Source organism: Alteromonas confluentis (assembly GCF_001757105.1).
Taxonomy (GTDB): domain Bacteria; phylum Pseudomonadota; class Gammaproteobacteria; order Enterobacterales; family Alteromonadaceae; genus Alteromonas; species Alteromonas confluentis.
This window is the reverse complement of the sequence record NZ_MDHN01000028.1, coordinates 1-18,082: the sequence shown is the minus strand read 5'-3', so window position 1 is coordinate 18,082 and position 18,082 is coordinate 1. Positions and strand designations below refer to the sequence as shown.

At 46.7% G+C, this 18,082-nt stretch carries 16 protein-coding genes and 1 pseudogene; 10 read left to right on the top strand and 7 right to left on the bottom strand.

Going from position 1 to position 18,082, the window contains the following annotated elements; translation table 11 throughout:
- Positions 1-106: 106 nt before the first annotated feature.
- Entirely contained in the window at positions 107-751 is a 645-nt protein-coding gene (locus tag BFC18_RS10945) for an MBL fold metallo-hydrolase (RefSeq protein ID WP_070125594.1), read from the top strand.
- A 6-nt stretch (positions 752-757) separates the two neighbouring features.
- Here BFC18_RS10945 and BFC18_RS10940 read toward each other — a convergent pair whose 3' ends face one another.
- Together BFC18_RS10940 and BFC18_RS10935 are read right to left on the bottom strand one after the other, a co-directional pair.
- Complete coding sequence (locus BFC18_RS10940; RefSeq protein WP_070125593.1) at positions 758-1,051, bottom strand: type II toxin-antitoxin system RelE/ParE family toxin; 294 nt, start codon at positions 1,049-1,051, stop codon at positions 758-760.
- Complete coding sequence (locus BFC18_RS10935; protein ID WP_070125592.1) at positions 1,038-1,298, bottom strand: type II toxin-antitoxin system ParD family antitoxin; 261 nt, start codon at positions 1,296-1,298, stop codon at positions 1,038-1,040. The genes BFC18_RS10940 and BFC18_RS10935 overlap by 14 nt, the downstream gene beginning before the upstream one ends.
- 212 nt (positions 1,299-1,510) lie before the next feature.
- Here BFC18_RS10935 and BFC18_RS10930 point away from each other — a divergent pair, with 212 nt between their 5' ends.
- On the top strand, positions 1,511-2,674 hold the full coding sequence (locus tag BFC18_RS10930) for a lactonase family protein (RefSeq protein ID WP_070125591.1): 1,164 nt from the start codon (positions 1,511-1,513) through the stop codon (positions 2,672-2,674).
- Positions 2,675-2,789: 115 nt separating this feature from the next.
- Here the strand turns inward: BFC18_RS10930 and BFC18_RS10925 are convergent, their stop codons facing one another.
- Complete coding sequence (locus BFC18_RS10925; protein WP_070125590.1) at positions 2,790-3,671, bottom strand: LysR family transcriptional regulator; 882 nt, start codon at positions 3,669-3,671, stop codon at positions 2,790-2,792.
- A 120-nt stretch (positions 3,672-3,791) separates the two neighbouring features.
- On the opposite strand from BFC18_RS10925, the gene BFC18_RS10920 reads away from it, so the two are divergent.
- Positions 3,792-4,469: a type 1 glutamine amidotransferase domain-containing protein gene (locus BFC18_RS10920; RefSeq protein WP_070125589.1), complete on the top strand. Its 678-nt coding sequence runs from the start codon at positions 3,792-3,794 to the stop codon at positions 4,467-4,469.
- A 123-nt stretch (positions 4,470-4,592) separates the two neighbouring features.
- On the opposite strand, the gene BFC18_RS10915 is transcribed toward BFC18_RS10920, so the two are convergent.
- A complete protein-coding gene (locus tag BFC18_RS10915) occupies positions 4,593-6,446 on the bottom strand; it encodes a M61 family metallopeptidase (protein ID WP_070125588.1) in 1,854 nt (617 codons plus the stop codon).
- Between the two features lie 156 nt (positions 6,447-6,602).
- The gene (locus tag BFC18_RS10910) at positions 6,603-7,529 is read right to left on the bottom strand and encodes an AraC family transcriptional regulator (RefSeq protein ID WP_070125587.1); all 927 of its coding nucleotides are present in this window, start codon (positions 7,527-7,529) and stop codon (positions 6,603-6,605) included.
- A 174-nt stretch (positions 7,530-7,703) separates the two neighbouring features.
- Here BFC18_RS10910 and BFC18_RS10905 point away from each other — a divergent pair, with 174 nt between their 5' ends.
- From BFC18_RS10905 to BFC18_RS10885, 5 genes and pseudogenes are all read left to right on the top strand, one after another.
- Positions 7,704-8,798 carry an NADH:flavin oxidoreductase/NADH oxidase gene (locus BFC18_RS10905; protein WP_070125586.1) on the top strand — a complete coding sequence of 365 codons (1,095 nt, stop codon included), beginning with the start codon at positions 7,704-7,706 and terminating at the stop codon, positions 8,796-8,798.
- A 76-nt stretch (positions 8,799-8,874) separates the two neighbouring features.
- Positions 8,875-9,141, top strand: a complete 267-nt coding sequence (locus BFC18_RS10900) for an SDR family oxidoreductase (protein WP_070125585.1) — start codon at positions 8,875-8,877, stop codon at positions 9,139-9,141.
- Positions 9,142-9,166: 25 nt separating this feature from the next.
- Positions 9,167-10,336, top strand: a complete 1,170-nt coding sequence (locus BFC18_RS10895) for an aldo/keto reductase (RefSeq protein ID WP_170826593.1) — start codon at positions 9,167-9,169, stop codon at positions 10,334-10,336.
- Between the two features lie 141 nt (positions 10,337-10,477).
- Positions 10,478-11,404 (top strand): annotated as a pseudogene (locus BFC18_RS10890) (ISL3 family transposase); the annotation flags it as partial.
- 288 nt (positions 11,405-11,692) lie between these two features.
- Complete coding sequence (locus tag BFC18_RS10885) at positions 11,693-12,274, top strand: YceB family lipoprotein (RefSeq protein ID WP_070125583.1); 582 nt, start codon at positions 11,693-11,695, stop codon at positions 12,272-12,274.
- A gap of 55 nt (positions 12,275-12,329) precedes the next feature.
- Here the strand turns inward: BFC18_RS10885 and BFC18_RS10880 are convergent, their stop codons facing one another.
- Positions 12,330-13,100, bottom strand: a complete 771-nt coding sequence (locus BFC18_RS10880; protein ID WP_070125582.1) for a hypothetical protein — start codon at positions 13,098-13,100, stop codon at positions 12,330-12,332.
- Between the two features lie 234 nt (positions 13,101-13,334).
- On the opposite strand from BFC18_RS10880, the gene BFC18_RS10875 reads away from it, so the two are divergent.
- Together BFC18_RS10875 and BFC18_RS10870 are read left to right on the top strand one after the other, a co-directional pair.
- Positions 13,335-14,201, top strand: a complete 867-nt coding sequence (locus tag BFC18_RS10875; RefSeq protein WP_070125581.1) for a CPBP family intramembrane glutamic endopeptidase — start codon at positions 13,335-13,337, stop codon at positions 14,199-14,201.
- Between the two features lie 499 nt (positions 14,202-14,700).
- Entirely contained in the window at positions 14,701-15,768 is a 1,068-nt protein-coding gene (locus BFC18_RS10870) for a P-loop ATPase, Sll1717 family (RefSeq protein WP_425388381.1), read from the top strand.
- A gap of 1,546 nt (positions 15,769-17,314) precedes the next feature.
- On the opposite strand, the gene BFC18_RS10865 is transcribed toward BFC18_RS10870, so the two are convergent.
- Positions 17,315-17,578 carry a hypothetical protein gene (locus tag BFC18_RS10865; RefSeq protein WP_070125579.1) on the bottom strand — a complete coding sequence of 88 codons (264 nt, stop codon included), beginning with the start codon at positions 17,576-17,578 and terminating at the stop codon, positions 17,315-17,317.
- Positions 17,579-18,082 lie beyond the last annotated feature (504 nt).

The following is an 18,082-nucleotide window of genomic DNA, read 5'->3' as shown; positions in this document are numbered from 1 at the left end:
GGCACCTTAGGGTTACTGCGCACAATGCCACGGGGGCATTCTACACTATCTTCAGTTATTCATTCGCAGTTGCTAGAATGCCGAAAACCTTTTTCTGGATTTGCCCGTGAAAATACAAGTTATCCCTGTTACACCCTTTGCCCAGAATTGTTCGCTTATTTGGGACCCTGCTACCATGAAAGGGGCCTTTGTTGATCCAGGTGGTGACAGCGCTAAATTGTATGATGCAGCAACGCAAAACAAAGTGACGATTGAAAAAATCATTCTCACTCACGGCCATCTCGATCATGTTGGCGCGACCACAGAAGTGGCTAAACACTACGATGTACCCGTAATAGGCCCACATATTGGCGATAAATTTTGGTTGGATGGATTACCGCAGCAAAGCCAGATGTTTCGCTTCCCGCCAGCTTCCCCATTCGCGCCAAATCAATGGCTGAACGACAACGATACGATTACCGTGGGCAACCTCACCCTTGATGTACTTCATTGTCCCGGCCATACGCCAGGTCACGTAGCGCTGGTAGAACGAGACAGCAATACCGTAATTGTTGGTGACATTCTGTTTGCCGGGTCCATCGGTCGCACCGATTTCCCACAGGGCAATCATCAACAACTCATCGATAGTATTCGCAATAAGCTGTTTACCCTGCCTGATGAAATGACCGTCTACCCTGGCCACGGCCCCACCAGCACCATTGGCACCGAGCGCAAAACCAATCCGTTTGTAGCAGACAGTAAGTTTGGGTAATGGGGGTTATTCGAAGACAGCGTCAACGTCCATACGTTGATGCAGAATTCTGGCGACTTCTATACCGTCGTCAACGGGCCAGTAATAAACAATGTGCTTTTGAACAGGAAAGCTCTTCGCGTTTTTAAAAAGTTCGGGTCTGTTTTTCCCCATATTGGGTGTAGCCGCAATCCGAAGCATCGCCTCATGCAGAAGCACCACGTACTTCTCTGCCTGGTGCATTCCCCAATCTGCGATCGTTCTGGCAGATATGTGCCGTAAATCTTCCTCTGCGAGTGCGGATAGCTTATAGCTTGCCATCGATTTCTTTGCTCACTTCGGCAAAGATATCCAGAGCTGACTTATCTGAAGTACTTCCTTCAGAAAGTTGCTGAAAACCCTTGCCGACTTCTTCCCTGAGAATATCGAGCTGTTGTTGTTTCGACACATCTTTTTCAAATAACAACCGCAAGCCATCTCTGATCACTTCACTCGCAGATGTGTACAACCCCGAAGCAACTTTTTCATTAATACGCTTTTCGAATTCCGGACCAAGACTGATATTCATAAGTACCCCCACACGATATGAGCATATTATGCGCACAATAGACTAATTTTGCTAACATGAAATTGTTTAAGGTTCGACCCCCCTTAGCGTTTAAAGGGAAAAAAGGAAGAGGAAAACTCAGGATGATACAGAGTGATTGCAGAGCGCTTCCTTGAAGCCGTAACCTACTGTGTAACGATATCTGCTCTTAAATGACATTTTCGGATGAAACCATGAGGATACTCCCTCGCCGCGTTAAATCGCTTTTAATATTCACAGTGCTGAGTTTGATTGCCGCAACTGGGCACGGCGAACCGGTTCAACCAGTAGCGGGCAATTCGCTGGTATATGTTTCTAATGCCAAAAGCGGCACCATCACTCGTTATCTTCTTAATGAAGAAAAAGCGACGCTGACTTTTCTCGGGCGCACGCAGGCGGGAGAAAATGTGATGCCGATGGCCGTCAGCCCGGATAAACAGCATTTGTACGCAGGAGTTCGTGCAAAACCTCATCAGGTTTTCAGTTATCAGATCACCTATCCTTCAGGCGAATTAATCCAGGTCGGCAACGCGCCGTTACCGGCCAGCATGGCCAGTATCGATACTGATAAGACCGGCCGATTTTTACTTTCCGCTTCTTACGGCGACAGTCTGCTCAGCGTGAGTGAAATCAACCGTGATGGTGTTGTGACTGGCCCCGCCTTGCAAACTATCGGCACCGGACGTAACGCCCACAGGGTGCAAACCAGCCCAAACAACCGCTTCGCCATTTCCACCGCATTAGGTGATGATCAACTAGGAATATTCCGCTTCGACGAACAAAGCGGCCTTTTGACGCCGGGCATACCAGCGACTGTCGCCACACCAACCCATTCCGGCCCCCGACACTTTGTGTTTGCGCCCAATCAACCGCTTGTTTATGTACTGGGCGAACTGTCTGGCACTGTCAGCACCTATCGCTTTGATGAAAATGACGGCTCGCTGACGTTAGTAGGGACCACTAACGGAATTCCCGTTGCCGAGCTGAACTTAAGAAACCGCTTAAACGAATACGCAGACGCCGATGATACTCGCCAGCCAATCTGGGCAGCAGACATTCACGTTTCGCCGGACGGAAAATACCTGTATGTATCGGAACGCACCCGCAGCGTGATTACAACCCTGAGAGTTGATAAGAACAGCGGTTTACCAACTTACGCTGGTCTGACAGAAGTGGAAACCCAGCCCCGAGGCTTTAACCTTTCCGAAGATGGGCGATTTATGGTGGTGGCAGGTGAAAAGGCATCATCCGTTGGTCTATACCGGCTTAACGCTGAAACCGGACTGGCGAAAAAAGTGGATGAAGCGCCCACGGATGCAGGCGCTAATTGGGTAGAGATTATAACTGTTATTGAATAAGCATGAGTGACCGGTTTTAAAAGATGAGTCATGTGGTAACTTATTCAGCGCTTTCACCTGGCTACAGCGACGCCATTAGCGCTGAGCGCAGAAACCAACCTGACTTCTACCTTTACTATTCTCGCCAATCCGCGAAATAATCCACGAGGTAATCAATCGCCATGCGCGTTCGCAGGGGCATGAACCGTCTATTCTGATACACGATCCAGCTGCCTGCGCCCTTGCCCCACCAAGGCTTCAGCACAGGCTGCAACCGTCCACAATCCACAGCAGCTGAAAAAGTACTCGCCGGCATGTAAGCAATGCCCAGGCCCTGCTCGCAGGCTTGTAGTACCGCATTAGCATTATTGCTTCGCCAGCGCCCTTTGACTTTTATAGTCTCGACGACATCATTACGCTGAAATTTCCAGGTGTCGTTATTTGAAATAATGCAGCTGTGTTTTTTCAAATCTCCCGGTTGTTCCGGTTCGCCGCATCGCGCCAGATAGTGTGAGGCAGCAACCGCCATCATCGGGCGATTAACCAGCTTGCGAGCAATGAGGCTTGAATCAGTGAGTTCGCCGTAGCGAATAGCAAAGTCGATGCCGTCTTCCACAAAGTTAACCATACGGCTGTTGAAATCCATTTCAATGGACAAGCCGGGGTGGGCTTCAGTAAAACGCATCAGTGCCGGTGCGACATAATGCTCGGCAAATCCCCCGGCAGCACTCACACGCAGCGTGCCCGTAAGATTAATTTGCTGCAAGTTCACCATTTCATTGGCTTGCTGAAGGCCAGTAAGCAATTCTTTTACCTGCTGATAATACACTTCACCGCTGTCGGTCAGACTCACCAGCCGTGTGGTGCGGGACAACAGCACACAACCAAGCCGCTCTTCTAATCGGGCAAGCTGACGGCTTACGTGACTTGTACTACATCCCAGCTGTCTTGCTGCAGCAGAAAAGCCCCTTGTTTCTGCCACCGCGATAAATTCCACAACACCTTCAAAACTGTCCATCTGCTTCAACGCCCGATTATTGCCATACAGCAACAGTGTTTATCAAATCCAGCGGATTATCAACCAGCAGGTTACATTTTATAGTGGTCGCGAATCAATACAGCAACCGGAGGACTTCCGATGAAAAAGATACTAATTCCTGTCACTAATCACGCTACCCTGGGTTCAACCGATAAGGCTAACGGCACCTATTCACCTGAGCTCACCCATGCGCTGCATGTGTTCAATGAACACGGTTATGAATATGACATCGCCTCAATTACAGGTGGCGAGGTACCGATTTATGGTACGGATATCGAAGGTGATGAGGTTAACGCGCAGGTGCTTAACAGCGACGATGTTAAGAGCCAGATTAGCAACAGTCTATCTGTCTCAGAAGTGAACATTGATGATTACGCAGCAATCTTCTATCCCGGTGGTTTTGGTTTGCTGAGTGATTTAGCCACTAATAAAGACTTTGCCACACTGGCAGCCATCCATTATGAACAAGGCGGATTACTGGGTGCTGTATGCCACGGCCCTGCTGCACTGCTGCCAATCACCTTGTCTTCCGGGGAAACCTTACTGGCAGACAAGTCAGTGACCGCGTTTACTCGCGAAGAAGAAATCGATTACGGTACCATCGACGACATTCCGTTCTTACTTGAAGAAGCGCTGGCGCGAAAGGCGGCGCGATTCAGTAAAGTACAGCCGTGGCAGGATTTTGTGATTGAGGATGGCCGTGTAATTACAGGCCAGAACCCGTCGAGTGCTCATAGTGTGGCAAAGGCGATGGTTAAACAGCTCAGCAACCACTGAAGACTTTGGGCCAAGGCTGCTCGTTAAAACGAGTAGATTAGCAAGAGCACTATTTAAAAAGCGGGAGGCACTGTGATGTGTCTCCCGCATTCTGTCGTGCTTAAATAAAATAATGAAACGGAATTATCTCTCGTCTTCGCTCTCCGCTTCACCCAACCATGCACTACGGAATGATGTCGCTTTATAACTCACTTCGTCTTCCGCCATCTCGGTAATCTCCAAATCTGGCTTCTGATAGAAGGTCACTTCCGTTTCCAGTTCTTTATCGAAACGCTTGAAGCGAATCGTGGTGGTATCACCGGGCTTAAAGTTTTTCAGCGCCAGATCCCAGCGCGCCTTATCGCGGGTGTTGTAGCGGCCAATGTGGGTAATCGCATCGCCCTTCTCCAGACCGGCGTCATACAGCGGCGTGCCGGCAATAGTGCCAGCGCTTATTAGTGCTGCCCCGTTACTAAAATCTGTCGAAACAGGGCCCAGGCTGGCGGTATCTGGCGATTCAAGTTCCAGGTTCAACCCCGCATTTTTCAGCAGCGCTGCGTAATCTGGAATTTCCTGACCGTGGATGTAACGCTTGAAGAAATCAGCGGCAAAGGCTTTATCGCCCACTCCATCAGCCAGCGCTTTTTGCACATCGTCGGCACTATAAGGCTTTTCCGGTTTGCCCAGCGTCTTCCATGCTTGCTGCATGACGTCGTTCAACGACTTGCCCGGGAATTCACTGCGGATCATCAAATCCAGCGCAATGCCAAGGCCATGACCATAGGTGTAATACGATAAAAACGTATTGCTAAAGTTGGTGGGATCAATCGCTGTGGCAGCATCCACAAATGGCGCCTGCAAACTCATGCCTTCCGGGCTGAAATGCTTAGGCCCGTTCCGCAGTTTCACCGCATTAATCGCCCCGGCCATTTTGTCGTAATAGGTTTTGCTGTCGTATTCGCCGGTAAGCTTCAACGTAAGCTCGCCATAGTACGATGTGAAACCTTCGGCAAACCACAAATTAGTAGTTGGGTTTGCTTGCGTGAAATCGAACGGTTCCAAATCAGCAGGTCGAATACGCTCTACGTTCCAGCTGTGGAAGAACTCGTGAGATAGTGTGCGTATATGGCTGTTGTGCCCCAGTTCAGTTTCGAACAACGGCAGTACATTGGTGAGAATGGTAGAGTTACGATGCTCCATACCGTCGCCATTTACCTGTGGCATGTAGCAGGCGATAAAGGTATATTCACCATAATCAAAATCCGCCAGCTCACCGAATACGTCCATCTGGGTTGCCACCACTTTTTTCGCTTTTTCTACGAATGCTTCCACGTCTTCAAAGGTACCCGGATCGTGTACCGCCAGATTAATGGTATAGCTCTTACCTGCCGATTCCTGCTTCCAGCTCACAATATCCATGTCGCTTAGCTCGGTTGGGCTGTCCATCAAGTATTGCAGGTTCGGTGCAGTAAAGGAAAATGGGTCAGAAGTTTTTGCCAGTTGTGTCGCCACCTTCCAGTCTTTAGCAAATGGCGTAAAGTTCACGGATACCGGCGCATCAGCAAGCGCTTCGTTCCACATCAGCGTGGCGGGAAAATTCAGGTGGGCGTGGGTTTCATCGATGCCGCTGTAGGTACCGTCAGCGCGGTTGGCAAACAAGGTGTAAGTCACCTTCACGCCCGCAGGGTCGTTCTTCACTCGCCACGCATAGGGCGACACTCGCTCAACATCCAGAGCCTTACCGTTATGATCCACCGCCGTTACGTCGTACACGTTTTTGGCAAATTCATGAATGGCATAACGCCCCGGCGATGAGCGGCTCATTCGAAAATCCAAATACTCCCCTTTCGCACCGGTAAAGGTTGAGCTAATCGTAGCTTCGTGATGCACCGCGTTATCGAAACTCAGCGCGTAATCTACGGCAGGGGTTTGCGCAAAGGCAGATGCACTGCCCATAACCAGTGCGGCGATGGCCGTGCGACGGAAGATAGATAACATGAAGGTTTCCTTTTACATTGTTCTTGTTGGAATTGTTGTTGTAATTTTTGGTTAACCGGAATATCTGGTTGATTTATTAATTTGCACTCGGCATTAAAGGCTATTATCTCAACGGAATATCTGGTTGAAAGCCGGTCGAAACTTTATCGTCACAACCTACCGCATAACACCCGCCTGCCTCAGTTGTTTTACATCTTTTCGGGGCGGTGCGCCGAATAAGCGGCGGTACTCCCGATTGAATTGAGAAGGGCTTTCATAACCCACAAACGAGCTGGCGGTTCCTGCATCGACATTTTGGTTGAGCATCAATTGCCGAGCCTCTTGCAGCCGCAGTTGTTTTTGAAACTGAAGCGGGCTAGTGCCGGTAATGGCTCGAAAATGCTGGCGAAAAGTGGATTGGCTCATGTGTACGTAGGCTGCCAACTCCTCCACTTGTAGTGTTTGTGCGAAGTGTTGCTTTAGCCAGGCAATGGCTTTTGTGATCTGATGGCTTGGCGATTCCGTGATCAGGAAATTTCTGAGCTGCGATCCGAGTGGGCCTGCCAGCAATCGCACTATAATTTCCTCTTTAATGAGAGGTGCTAGCTTGGGAGCTAACAGCGGTTCGCTAGTCAGCCTAACCAAGCGTGTAAGTGCATCTATCATGAGATCATCCAGCGCTGCCACCGTAATAGGCTGAGAGGTGGAGTTTCGCTGAAGAGGAGGTAAATCCATTTCCGAAGCCGCCTGAACGATAGTTCGTACGTCCATAGTTAACATAAGGCCCAGGAAAGGGTCTTTGATTCGAGCCTGGGTAATGTGAGAGATCACAGGTAGGTCGATCGTCGTGAGCATACAATCTCCTCTACCGTATTCGAGCAGTGCGTCTCCCAGCATGACTTGCTTGCCACCTTGTGCCACTACCCCCAAGCCCATCGTATAGATACAGTGCACAGGCTCCGTTGGGGTACGCCTCCGATGGAGTGAAAGCCCTGGTATAGCCGTGGCGTAGTCACCATCACTTTGGGCAATAGTTTCAATAGTGTTGGCCAACGTACCAATCGGAGAGGATCCGTTGTTATAAGCCACATAGTGTTGCTGCATGCCTAGCGTCCATATCATCTAAGTATCAACAGTATAACACTGACCAACACCTCATTTTCTTGTTTATTATTAGCATTCGTCGTTTTAGGCAATGATGCGCTTGAATTTGGCAACTCCAGAGACAGTTACCTGGTTATGATGAGGCACTATCAGTAATCAGTCTCGGGGTAGCCAATGCCTTCTCTCTTCTCACCATTCAATCTCAAGCGAATTACGCTGAGAAACCGTATCGCAGCCTCGCCTATGTGCCAATACCAGGCCCAAGACGGGTTCTTGAACGAATGGCACAAGACTCACTACACCATGCTCGCCCGTGGTGGCGTGGGTTTATTGGTCGTCGAAGCCACAGCCGTCTCCCCGGAAGGCCGCATTACCCCAGGCGATGCGGGTCTGTGGAGCGACGCTCAGGTTGAAGGCTTCGCGTCTGTTGCGCAATCGATCAAATCCAACGGTGCCGTACCTGGTATTCAGCTCGGCCATGCCGGTCGTAAGGCCGGTTGCACGCCGCCTTGGGAGGGGGGCGCTCCGTTAGCGAAAACCGACCCGCAAGCATGGCAACCCGTGGCCCCGAGTGCACTGTCCTATATGCCTGAGTCACCACACCTACCCATAGCGATGACGCTCACTGACATTCAACGAACCCAGCAGAATTTTGCGGACGCCGCCCGACGGGCTTACGAAGCGGGTTTTGAATGGTTAGAGCTTCATTTTGCTCACGGCTTCCTGGGGCAGAGCTTTCTTTCCCAGCACTCTAACCGCAGAACCGACCACTACGGTGGGTCGCTGGAAAACCGTGCCCGCTTTTTGTTGGAGACCGTCACAGCGGTTCGCAATGTCTGGCCGAATGACTTGCCCTTGACCATACGACTTGGAGTTACGGAATTCGATAACGGTACAGAACACTCGTTTAGCGAAGCACTTCAAGTGTTGCGCTGGCTTAAAAGCTTGGGTGTGGATTTGGTCGATGTTGGTCTCGCGCTATCGACACCAGCCGAACAGGTGCCGTGGGGCCCCAATTTCATGTTGCCCTACGCCAAATGTGTTCGCGCCGAAACTGGGCTAGCGGTGGGCACGAGCTGGCTAATATCCAATGCCAAAGATGCCGATGCTTTTATCCGCGATGAACAGGTTGATGTGGTGTTCTTAGCCCGATCACTGTTGGCCAATCCGCATTGGCCATTTCAAGCAGCTCGAGATCTAGAGGTTAAACATGCAGAGGTAGTTTTACCTACACCCTACGCTTTCTGGCTACAAAACTGGACATGTTAAACGACGCAGATTCAGTACTGATTGGCTTGGTGGCCCGAGAGAATTTTAACACTAACTAGGAAATAAAGAGGTGATGATGAATACCCAACCAAAGACTGGTCGAGTGGCGGTGATCACTGGCGCATCGTCAGGAATCGGTGAAGCAACAGCCCGTGCCCTAGTGGCAGATGGCCATCAAGTAGCGTTACTGACTCGGCGTGTTGACCGCCTCCAAGCTTTAGTCGATTCGCTAGGCGACGCAGCCATCGCGATTGAAGCCGATGTCATTTCGTTCGCTATCAGCCGTCCGCAACGCGTGACGTTATACGAAATTCTCGTACGTCCCACGGTCCAGTCTATGTAAAACCACTTCTAGTGAGGTTAAATTTATGAACAATAGTGAAAGCGTTACTAAGCAAACTGAATCAAACATCGCAAATCCTGACCGCCGTAACTTAATAATCAAGGCCGCCTCGCTCGGGGCCGGTCTCGCGGTAGCGACAACATCATGGGCGGCATCGGACAACCGAAAAACAGGTGATGCAGTGAGGGCTCCATCTCACTCAGGAGAGTCCGGTATGCCTACCCGGCATCTTGGAGATTTAGCCGTGTCTGCGCTAGGCGCGGGTTGTATGAGTATTAGTGCCAACTACGGTCCACCGGCAGATAAAAACCAAGGTATAGAAACTCTCCGTACGGCTTACGAAAAAGGGGTTACGTTTTTTGATACAGCTGAAGTGTACGGGCCGTATACCAATGAAAAGCTAGTTGGTGAGGCTGTAGCACCGTTCCGCAACAAGGTCGCCATTGCGACTAAATTTGGTTTTGACATCAAGAACGGAGGGCTTAACAGTCGTCCCGAAAACATCAAACGAATGGTGGAGGAGTCACTCGGGCGCCTGAGAACGGATCGCATTGATTTGCTTTACCAGCATCGCGTTGACCCATCGGTCCCAATTGAAGAAGTGGCAGGGGCTGTTAAAGACCTGATTAATCAGGGAAAGGTGCTCCACTTTGGGCTGTCAGAAGCAAGCGCAACGACCATCCGTCGAGCACATACCGTTCATCCGGTGGCCGCCGTTCAGACTGAATATTCGTTCATGGAACGAAGCCCCGAAAAAAACGAAGTTCTTGCCACCTGTGAAGCGCTCGGCATTGGCTTCGTTCCGTGGGGACCGCTAGGAATGGGCTACCTTCCAGGAAAGATGTGGGCCAATACGAAATTTGACCCAGCAACAGATCTTCGCGTTGGTTTTGACCGTTTCTCCGAGGAGAACCTAGCTGCCAATCAGCCGGTCATCAATGTTCTTTGGAAGCTTGCTGAGCAGAAGCGTGTTAGCCCTTCCCAGATCGCACTTGCTTGGCTGTTGGCACAGAAGCCTTGGATTGTCCCCATTCCAGGTACGCGGAGTGTCAACCACCTTAATGAAAATCTGGGCGCTCTTAACGTAACGCTCACACCTACAGATGTCCGTGAACTTGAAGCTGGGTTTTTACAGCTGACAGTGCACGGCGGCAGAATGAATGAAGCGCAAATGCAGGTAGTTGACCAGACATAACAGCTAGCAACTGCAGATAGGTTGCTATGTGCAGAAGAACTTCATTTGGAACTGTGCGGAAAATGGAGCCAATACGATAAGGAGCACGCCCCATGATCGAAATGCCCGACAACATTCTGCACCTACCTGAGTACCAAGTGTCAGGCTGCAAATCACCCGTATACCTTTGTTTCGGCACAGACCGGCCTGGACGAAAAGACGGTACGCGACATCTTCAACGCCCGCGCTGAGTTCCTGGGGCGCTGGCACTGCTTCGAGACGCCCCGCATTCTGGGCATCGATGAGCTGTACCTGAACAAACGCTACCGCTGCATCCTGACCAACATCGAGGAGCGAACCCTCCTTGACCTACTGGCCACCCGACATCAGGACGTGGTGACCAACTACCTAATGAAGCTGAAAGACCGGCAGAAGGTCGAGATCGTCAGCATGGACATGTGGAACCCCTACCGGACGGCTGTCAAGACGGTGCTGCCACAGGCACGCATCGTGGTCGATAAGTTCCATGTGGTGCGTATGTCAAACGATGCCTTGGAGAAGGTGCGCAAGGGCCTCAGAAAGGAGCTGAAGCCTTCCCAGAGCCGAACCCTCAAGCGAGACCGGGAACACCTCATCATGGAGACCTGGACAGGCGCATTCCCGCAACTGCTGGCCGCCTATGAGCACAAGGAACGCTTCTACGGCATCTGGGACGTTACCACACGGCCCCAGGCAGAAGTCGCTCTGGACGATTGGATAGCCAGCATCCCGAAGGGACAGAAGGAAGTCTGGAGCGATTTGGTCAGGGCGGTGGGCAACTTGCGCGAAGAGATCATGACCTACTTTGAGACGGGCATGCCCGTCACCAACGCTTACACGGAGTCCATCAACAGACTGGCCAAGGACAAAAACCGGGAGGGACGTGGCTACTCCTTCGAGGTGATTCGGGCACGAATGCTCTACATCACGAAGCACAAGAAGAAGGCCCCAACTGCGAAGGTCTCTCCGTTCTATAAGAAAACCATCGGTTACGGTCTGCCGGACTTAGCCGAGGAACTCAACTACAGGGTCGATCTATCAACCATCTGAGGGCGGTAACCGGTTAGTGGGAAAAATTTACCTCATCAACCTTTAAATCCGTATACCCTAATTTTTATCGCGAATGCTGTGTGTGATTTCGCCTTGTTGAAACCATACCGCTAATTGCCGCAATGCGGATAGTGGGAAGCGATATATAGCGTGGTAGAAATGATAAAATCAGGCAGAGGGAACCTTAAAAATTGATGCGTTGTCGAACTATGCCGCGTATTTAAATAAATTATCAGCTCTGCCAGCGTGTTTGGTAAACTGACCCCTCACCTCGAATACGGAGTTTGTATGAACCGCTTTTTAAATTTCCGCCTGCTCGTTGCTTTCGTTTGTATGGTTGCCCTGGCCGGTTGTAGCACCCTCGCCTCATTGGCTTCATACAGTGTAACCAATGCCGACCTTCAGCGGGTAGTAGATAGGCAGGTTGCTAACGTGCAGGAACAAGGTTCGATTCTTGGCATTCCCCTGCTTCTCGAAGTAGACGACATGCAGGTAAATATCGGGCCGGAAAACCGCCAGACCATCCAGCTCATTGCCGATGCCACGGCAACCGTATCCGTGCTCGGCATGAAATATCCAGCCAAAGTGAAGCTAGACGTTGAAGGTATGCCCTATTACGACCCAAGCAAAAAGGCCGTATTCATTCGCTCACTGGTACTTAACGACACCACCGTCGATGCCATGGGTTATCGCGGCAACCTTGCGCCGGTGAGCAGTAAGGTAATGAGCCTGCTGAATCATTTTTTGATGGAGCAGCCCGTTTATGAAGTGAAGGATGTACCAGCTACCTACGCATGGCTGACCGATATGCCATTAGTGATGACCGTTGAATCCGGCAAGATTGTGTTCAAGCCGCAGTCCGGGGAGTGAACCTAACGAAACTAAGCGCACCGTGACACGTAAAAGTATGCGCTCGCAAATATGTTCATTTGACCAGAAAACCCAGAGCAGAACGGCTTCCGTACAGCAGAATTTTTTGTCCCGGACGTAGTTGTTCCCACTGTGACCTTGTCGAAGCATCACATACGTAATTGAAAAATTGGGGCTCATACTCTGCCAGATAAATTTTACCGTTACAGTGCTTTTGGCGATAGCGACGGGGTAACGCAGCAATGGTCGCATGTAGAGTTTCCTCCTTGCTATCCAGTACATAAAGATGGATCGCCACCGGCACGCCGCGGTATATAGTGAAAGCTGCAAACAGGGCCAAAAACAACGCACCGCCGAACACCCCAATATAACGACGGGGTGAATCCACTGTCATGGGCCGCTTGCCTCTGGCCAGCAGCGTCGCATTTGTTTTACGTAGATAATTGGTGTGCAGCATCTTTTTGATGGTTACCACAAATACCACCAGAGCAGCCACTAGCGCCGCCCACTTGAACGGCATAGCCATCTCGTTATTTAACAGGAAAGAATGAAAATAGACAGGTAACAGCATGGCAGCGAGTATCAACCCGCCACAAGTCAGCGCAAAATTTTTCACCACCTTACGCTGCGTTTGTTCAGGCGTTTCTTCTTCTGGCTCTGGCAGCAGTATTTCCTGATCAGGTGACACCGAACCGTCTTCACTGACATCAAGTGCTGCAAGCGCCTGGTGTATTTGCTTCACCCGCTCAGGAAACTGTTCCTTATCAATTGAGCTAAGTGCCTCTTCCAGATCCGTTCTGGAGTAATTGCTATAGTCTGGTGTCACGAATCCATTCAACGTTTAGTGTATTATTTCCAGTACCATACACGACGAATGTAAAACGAATCAATTCAGGTCATTAGGTAATCCCAAGCAACACTTTAATTCAGGTCGCAGGTTGCCTAGTAGATTGCATGGTAGGTTCCGCTACGAGGAACAGATTAAAGTTTGAAATTCAGGTAAAGTACATTCGCGCGAAAGCACCGTGTAAAATATTTCATGACTCAAGGAAGAGAACCGTTGGCAGAAATCTATTTAGCCGTATCCGCTTTATTGATAGCGAGCAGTTTTTCTGCTTCCCGATGGGTGAAGTTCGGGCTGCCGTTTGTGCTGTTGTCAGCACTCTGTTTGGCTTCCCTATCTCCCCTGTTTCTGCTGTTTGTAGCGCTTTATATTTTTGTTACCTGGCGGCTTGCTGAACCTCGCAACAATGCTGACAATGGTTGGTTAACCCGACTTCTCCTGCTGATTTGGCTGGTATTGAGTGCAGGGCTCATCGTTCATCAACTCCCCGGTTACCAGGGGCTTTTGCTTGCTGAAAACGAAGTTCTGAAAGCCAATAGCTTACCCGTTAATCTTTACTTGAATGTTGATAAAGCTTTGTTTAGCTGGTCTGCACTGTGTTTTGTTCCACTTTTCAAGCGCAGCTTGCCATCAAATAAATCAATTCACTGGCTACTACCCGCTTTGTGCGCGCCGTTGGGCACAGCAGCGGTTGTGATGATTGCAGTCAGTACTGGCATCGTCACGTGGCAAATCGAGATACCCGACTATTTCCTGTTAATTGCCCTTTCCAATCTCACCAATACCTGCGTAGCGGAAGAACTATTATTCCGTGGTCTGCTGTTTAAGTTTGTTAATCCTAAGCTTCCGGGCAACCTTTCAGCAACAGCACACACAGCGTTGGTGCTAGTAATAACTAGCGCGGTATTTGGAGTCGCACATTTTGCAGGTGGAGCAAATTACGTACTGGTCGCGACAGTGGCGGGGTTACTTTACGGAACGGTTTACCTGCTTACCGGACGCATTATTTTTGCCGTACTTACACACTGGTTGCTGAACGTGACGCATATGATGTTGCTGACTTATCCGATGACAGATTTATAAAAAATAGAGAGCAGACTTGAAAGTTGTGTAGATGCAATCATAGAGGCTATAGAAAAGGCTAACATAGTAGAATAAGCAAAGTCTGGCGAAGTTAAGAGTGGTTCTCAGCGTTGGGGCGACTGAGTTTCATATCATGAAGTAATAAAGAAATTAAATAAGTTACTTAGCACTGTTTCATCATAATAGGCCCTCTAAGGTACTATCAAAATAAATATTACTTAAAGGCCAGTTATAAATACACAAACTTTCTTTAAAAGAAAATACTTAATTTTGACTTACAAAATAGACCAAAAGATAATTATCATAGAATAAAGAAACAAATCAACCAAACCAATAAGAAGTTAAATTTTCGAAACAAAGGAAATAAGGAAATGGAATTAAGAGATATTCACCTCGGAAACATTGATGCAAAAAATGAATTAATAACAAACTCTCCAGAAGAGATAAAAACTTCAAGAAATCTTTTGTTACTCCTCCAAGCTTAGACACTGAAAAATATATACAAGGAAAAAAATATTTCATAGTCGGACTAAAAGGGACGGGAAAAACAGCTTTATTGAGGTACATTTCCATTAAGAAAGAAGAAGAGGGCAATGTAAAAACTAGCTTCGTATTATTTAAAAGCGAAATAGATGAGGAGTACAAAAAGGAGTTCACTCAAGCAGCTAGAACAACAATTGCCGAAGATAGCGGGGAAAATGTTTCTCACGATGACTATGAATTTATTTGGCGTTGGTTTATATATAGAAAACTTGTAGAAACAATGGAGAATGACTCAACGGAAATTTTTCAAAGAAACCTGATATATAATAACTTTAAAGCACTTATAAACTCTCCAATGGACTCAAGCGGAAATGTAAAAGGTAGTATAAGTCTAATCCCAAGGATTAAGAAAGGCAATATAATTATAAGTAAAAACCCGAAATTTAAATTAGAGTTAGAATGGGACCATGAAGAAAAAGCAACTATCAGTTTTAATCAACTAGTAAGGAAGGCTGATAGTGAATTTTCAAAATTAAGTGCGGGAGAAGGTAGTTTAGATATTTTCTTTGACGAATTAGAGTTAAACCATAATACGAAGAAACAATATACTCGAGATGCTCGATTGATAAGGGATATTATCGTTACTATATCTAAAATTAACGCAACGTGTAAGAAAAAAGGCTTCAAAATTCTACTTTATAGTGCCGTAAGATCGGAGGTTCAAAGTGCAGTTGATTCACTTGGGAAAGAAATTAATAAGGTACTTGGTGATTTCGGCACAGAGATTATGTGGAACAGACCAGGAATTGATACTTCCCAGCAGCCTCTATTAAACGTGGTAACCAAGAGACTTCGAACAAGTCTGGGAAAAGAGTGTGAATCAGATTCTGATACTAAAATATGGGAATTATTTTTCCCTGAAAAAATTCAGAATAGTGAAACAAAATCTTATATACTACATCATTCTTGGTATCGACCTCGAGACATAATTCGCCTACTTAAAATAGGACAAGACCAACACCCCTATGAGTCAAGTTTTAAACACAGTGTTTTTGATTCTATAAGAAAAAATATTCCGAACTAAGTTGGGTAGAAGTCACAGAGGAGTTAAAGTCGACTTATAAAAATGATGAAATTACCGGTATAAAACGATTACTTTATGGCTTCAAGCAATATTTCACATTAAATGAAATGATAGAAAGGTGCGATAAAACATCTGAATATTACGAAGAAGTTTCAATCCTCCTTAACAATCATAAAATACATAAAATCTTAACAGATTTGTATCGCATTGGCATAATTGGGAATATTGATGATAGTCGAATGCGATTTTCATTTAGAGGAGATCACGAAATACTTCTAGAGCAAAAATGCTTTGTTCACAATGCGTTAAGATCTTATCTTTCATTATAGATTCAAACTAAACAAATATATTAAAAATATGGCCCATCCATCAAAAACATGATATCAAGTTTACAAAAAATGGAATGGGCTTTATAAATGCTAATTCATATTACAGATTAAAATTCCACCAGAGAAAAAATACAGAGGATAATGCATTAGATTATTTATTTTATGAAAAATTATTTCACTTAAAAATAATCATCTCAAACTTTCACTTTATCAGAAGCACTATTAGCGCCTTCAGGCAGATCATATAGAACAATTGTAAACACCGAATAATACAATCAAGAGTCCAGCATTGTTCATAAGTTTAAGTCATTTAATATATAAATATTATCTCGCAACGTCTAGAATATCTATTAACTAAAAAAAAGCGAACCACAGTTTCGCCTTTCATTAACGCCCCTTCGGTGATAAAGAGATACACTGTGTATGTCAGAATGAAAGCTGTAAAAGAGAAATATCACTGTGCCCTAAATTCGGTCGCCCGCTTTGAGAAGTTAATGGGAAATAAGGTAACTTTATTGGCTGTTCTGGTTACGGAATATCGAAAGACCAATGTACCTATAAGAAAGCAATAATTTCTTAGTGAGAGACTACTTCCTCACAAGCAATATCTTTTTATATATATTTTCAAAACGAATCTATATAAAAATTTAGTTAAGCGATTGATTTTAAACAATTATTTCAATTCTCAAATAATGACACTGTCAATATAACCTACACAAATTTTGTAACCAACCAACAGCAATTGTTTATTATTACAGTTGCTGTATGAATATTTATTGAAAACGTTTTACTTGTTAAACCAACTGCCAATATTTTTCTGAATAAAAAAAGCGAGCACTTACGGCTCGCCTTTCAAATCTATAAACAGCTCAATCAATCACAATCTTAATAACGGTCACAAACTTAATTAAAATAGTCACAGATTTCATTAACAGTCATCATGAAACTAACCTCGTTTATTAGTGTTTGGGAATCCAGCCCCCTGAATCACGCATTCCTTTGAAGAGCTCTGGGCTTATATAGATTGGGAAAATACTATTATTTTGAACTTGGACAAAAACTACTCACGATTATAGATTGGGAAGAGGTATGCATTGCTCTCACATCTTTAACGCGGCTCAGCTCAAGAAGTGATTGAACGAAGCAACCTGTAGCGCTTGAAATGTGGGCGTGACGCCGGGCGTAACTTTCATCAAATTCTCTATTGGCAACACATCTTACTTGATTACCTGACTAATTCTGACTTGATTAAACATCTTACTAGCCAGACTGTGGCAGTTTTGAGCAAAGCTATTACCATCGGAGATGTAATCGAACTCTATTTGGTCACCATTATCTTGTAAATTTTGAACACCATTAATAGCAGCTATATCTTCTACCATAGCTTGTCGGTAAGCATCAAAAGCAGCTTCATCGTCAGTGTCATTAAATCCATTGTGAAAATCATCGGGCATATACAGCTTGTAGGTGAGGTGAAACATAGGTATTCCTGTTTGATGGGATATTCCTTCGCTATGGGGCCGACTATGAAAAAGCAAAGGGAGATCAACTCGCAATTTCAGATTTAACGGCACCAACCGTACAATTTTCGTTCAAAAAATATTTCCATCTAAACATCCAGCAATATGGTCCAGCGTTACAATATAAATGGTTTTAGTAAGGACACAGCATCCAATTGCGATGATGGTCGCTTGTACTTGCTCATGCTGAGTGAGTTATGAGCAAGCACGTTAAAAAAGTGGTGTTTCTGTATTAAGATGATAGATAGGAGTGTTTACTGCAATTTGCACTCTTAATAGCTGATTAATGAACCAGTATCTATTTACGACGAAATGCTGTAATGGAAACGAGTAATACTACCTAATTTGGACGACCTCACGCTGTCAGCCACCTTAATACTACCTATTTAGGACAAACCGGCCTATTGCAAACGAGAAATACTACCTAGATTGGACAATCTCACGCTGTCAGCCGCCGGAATACTA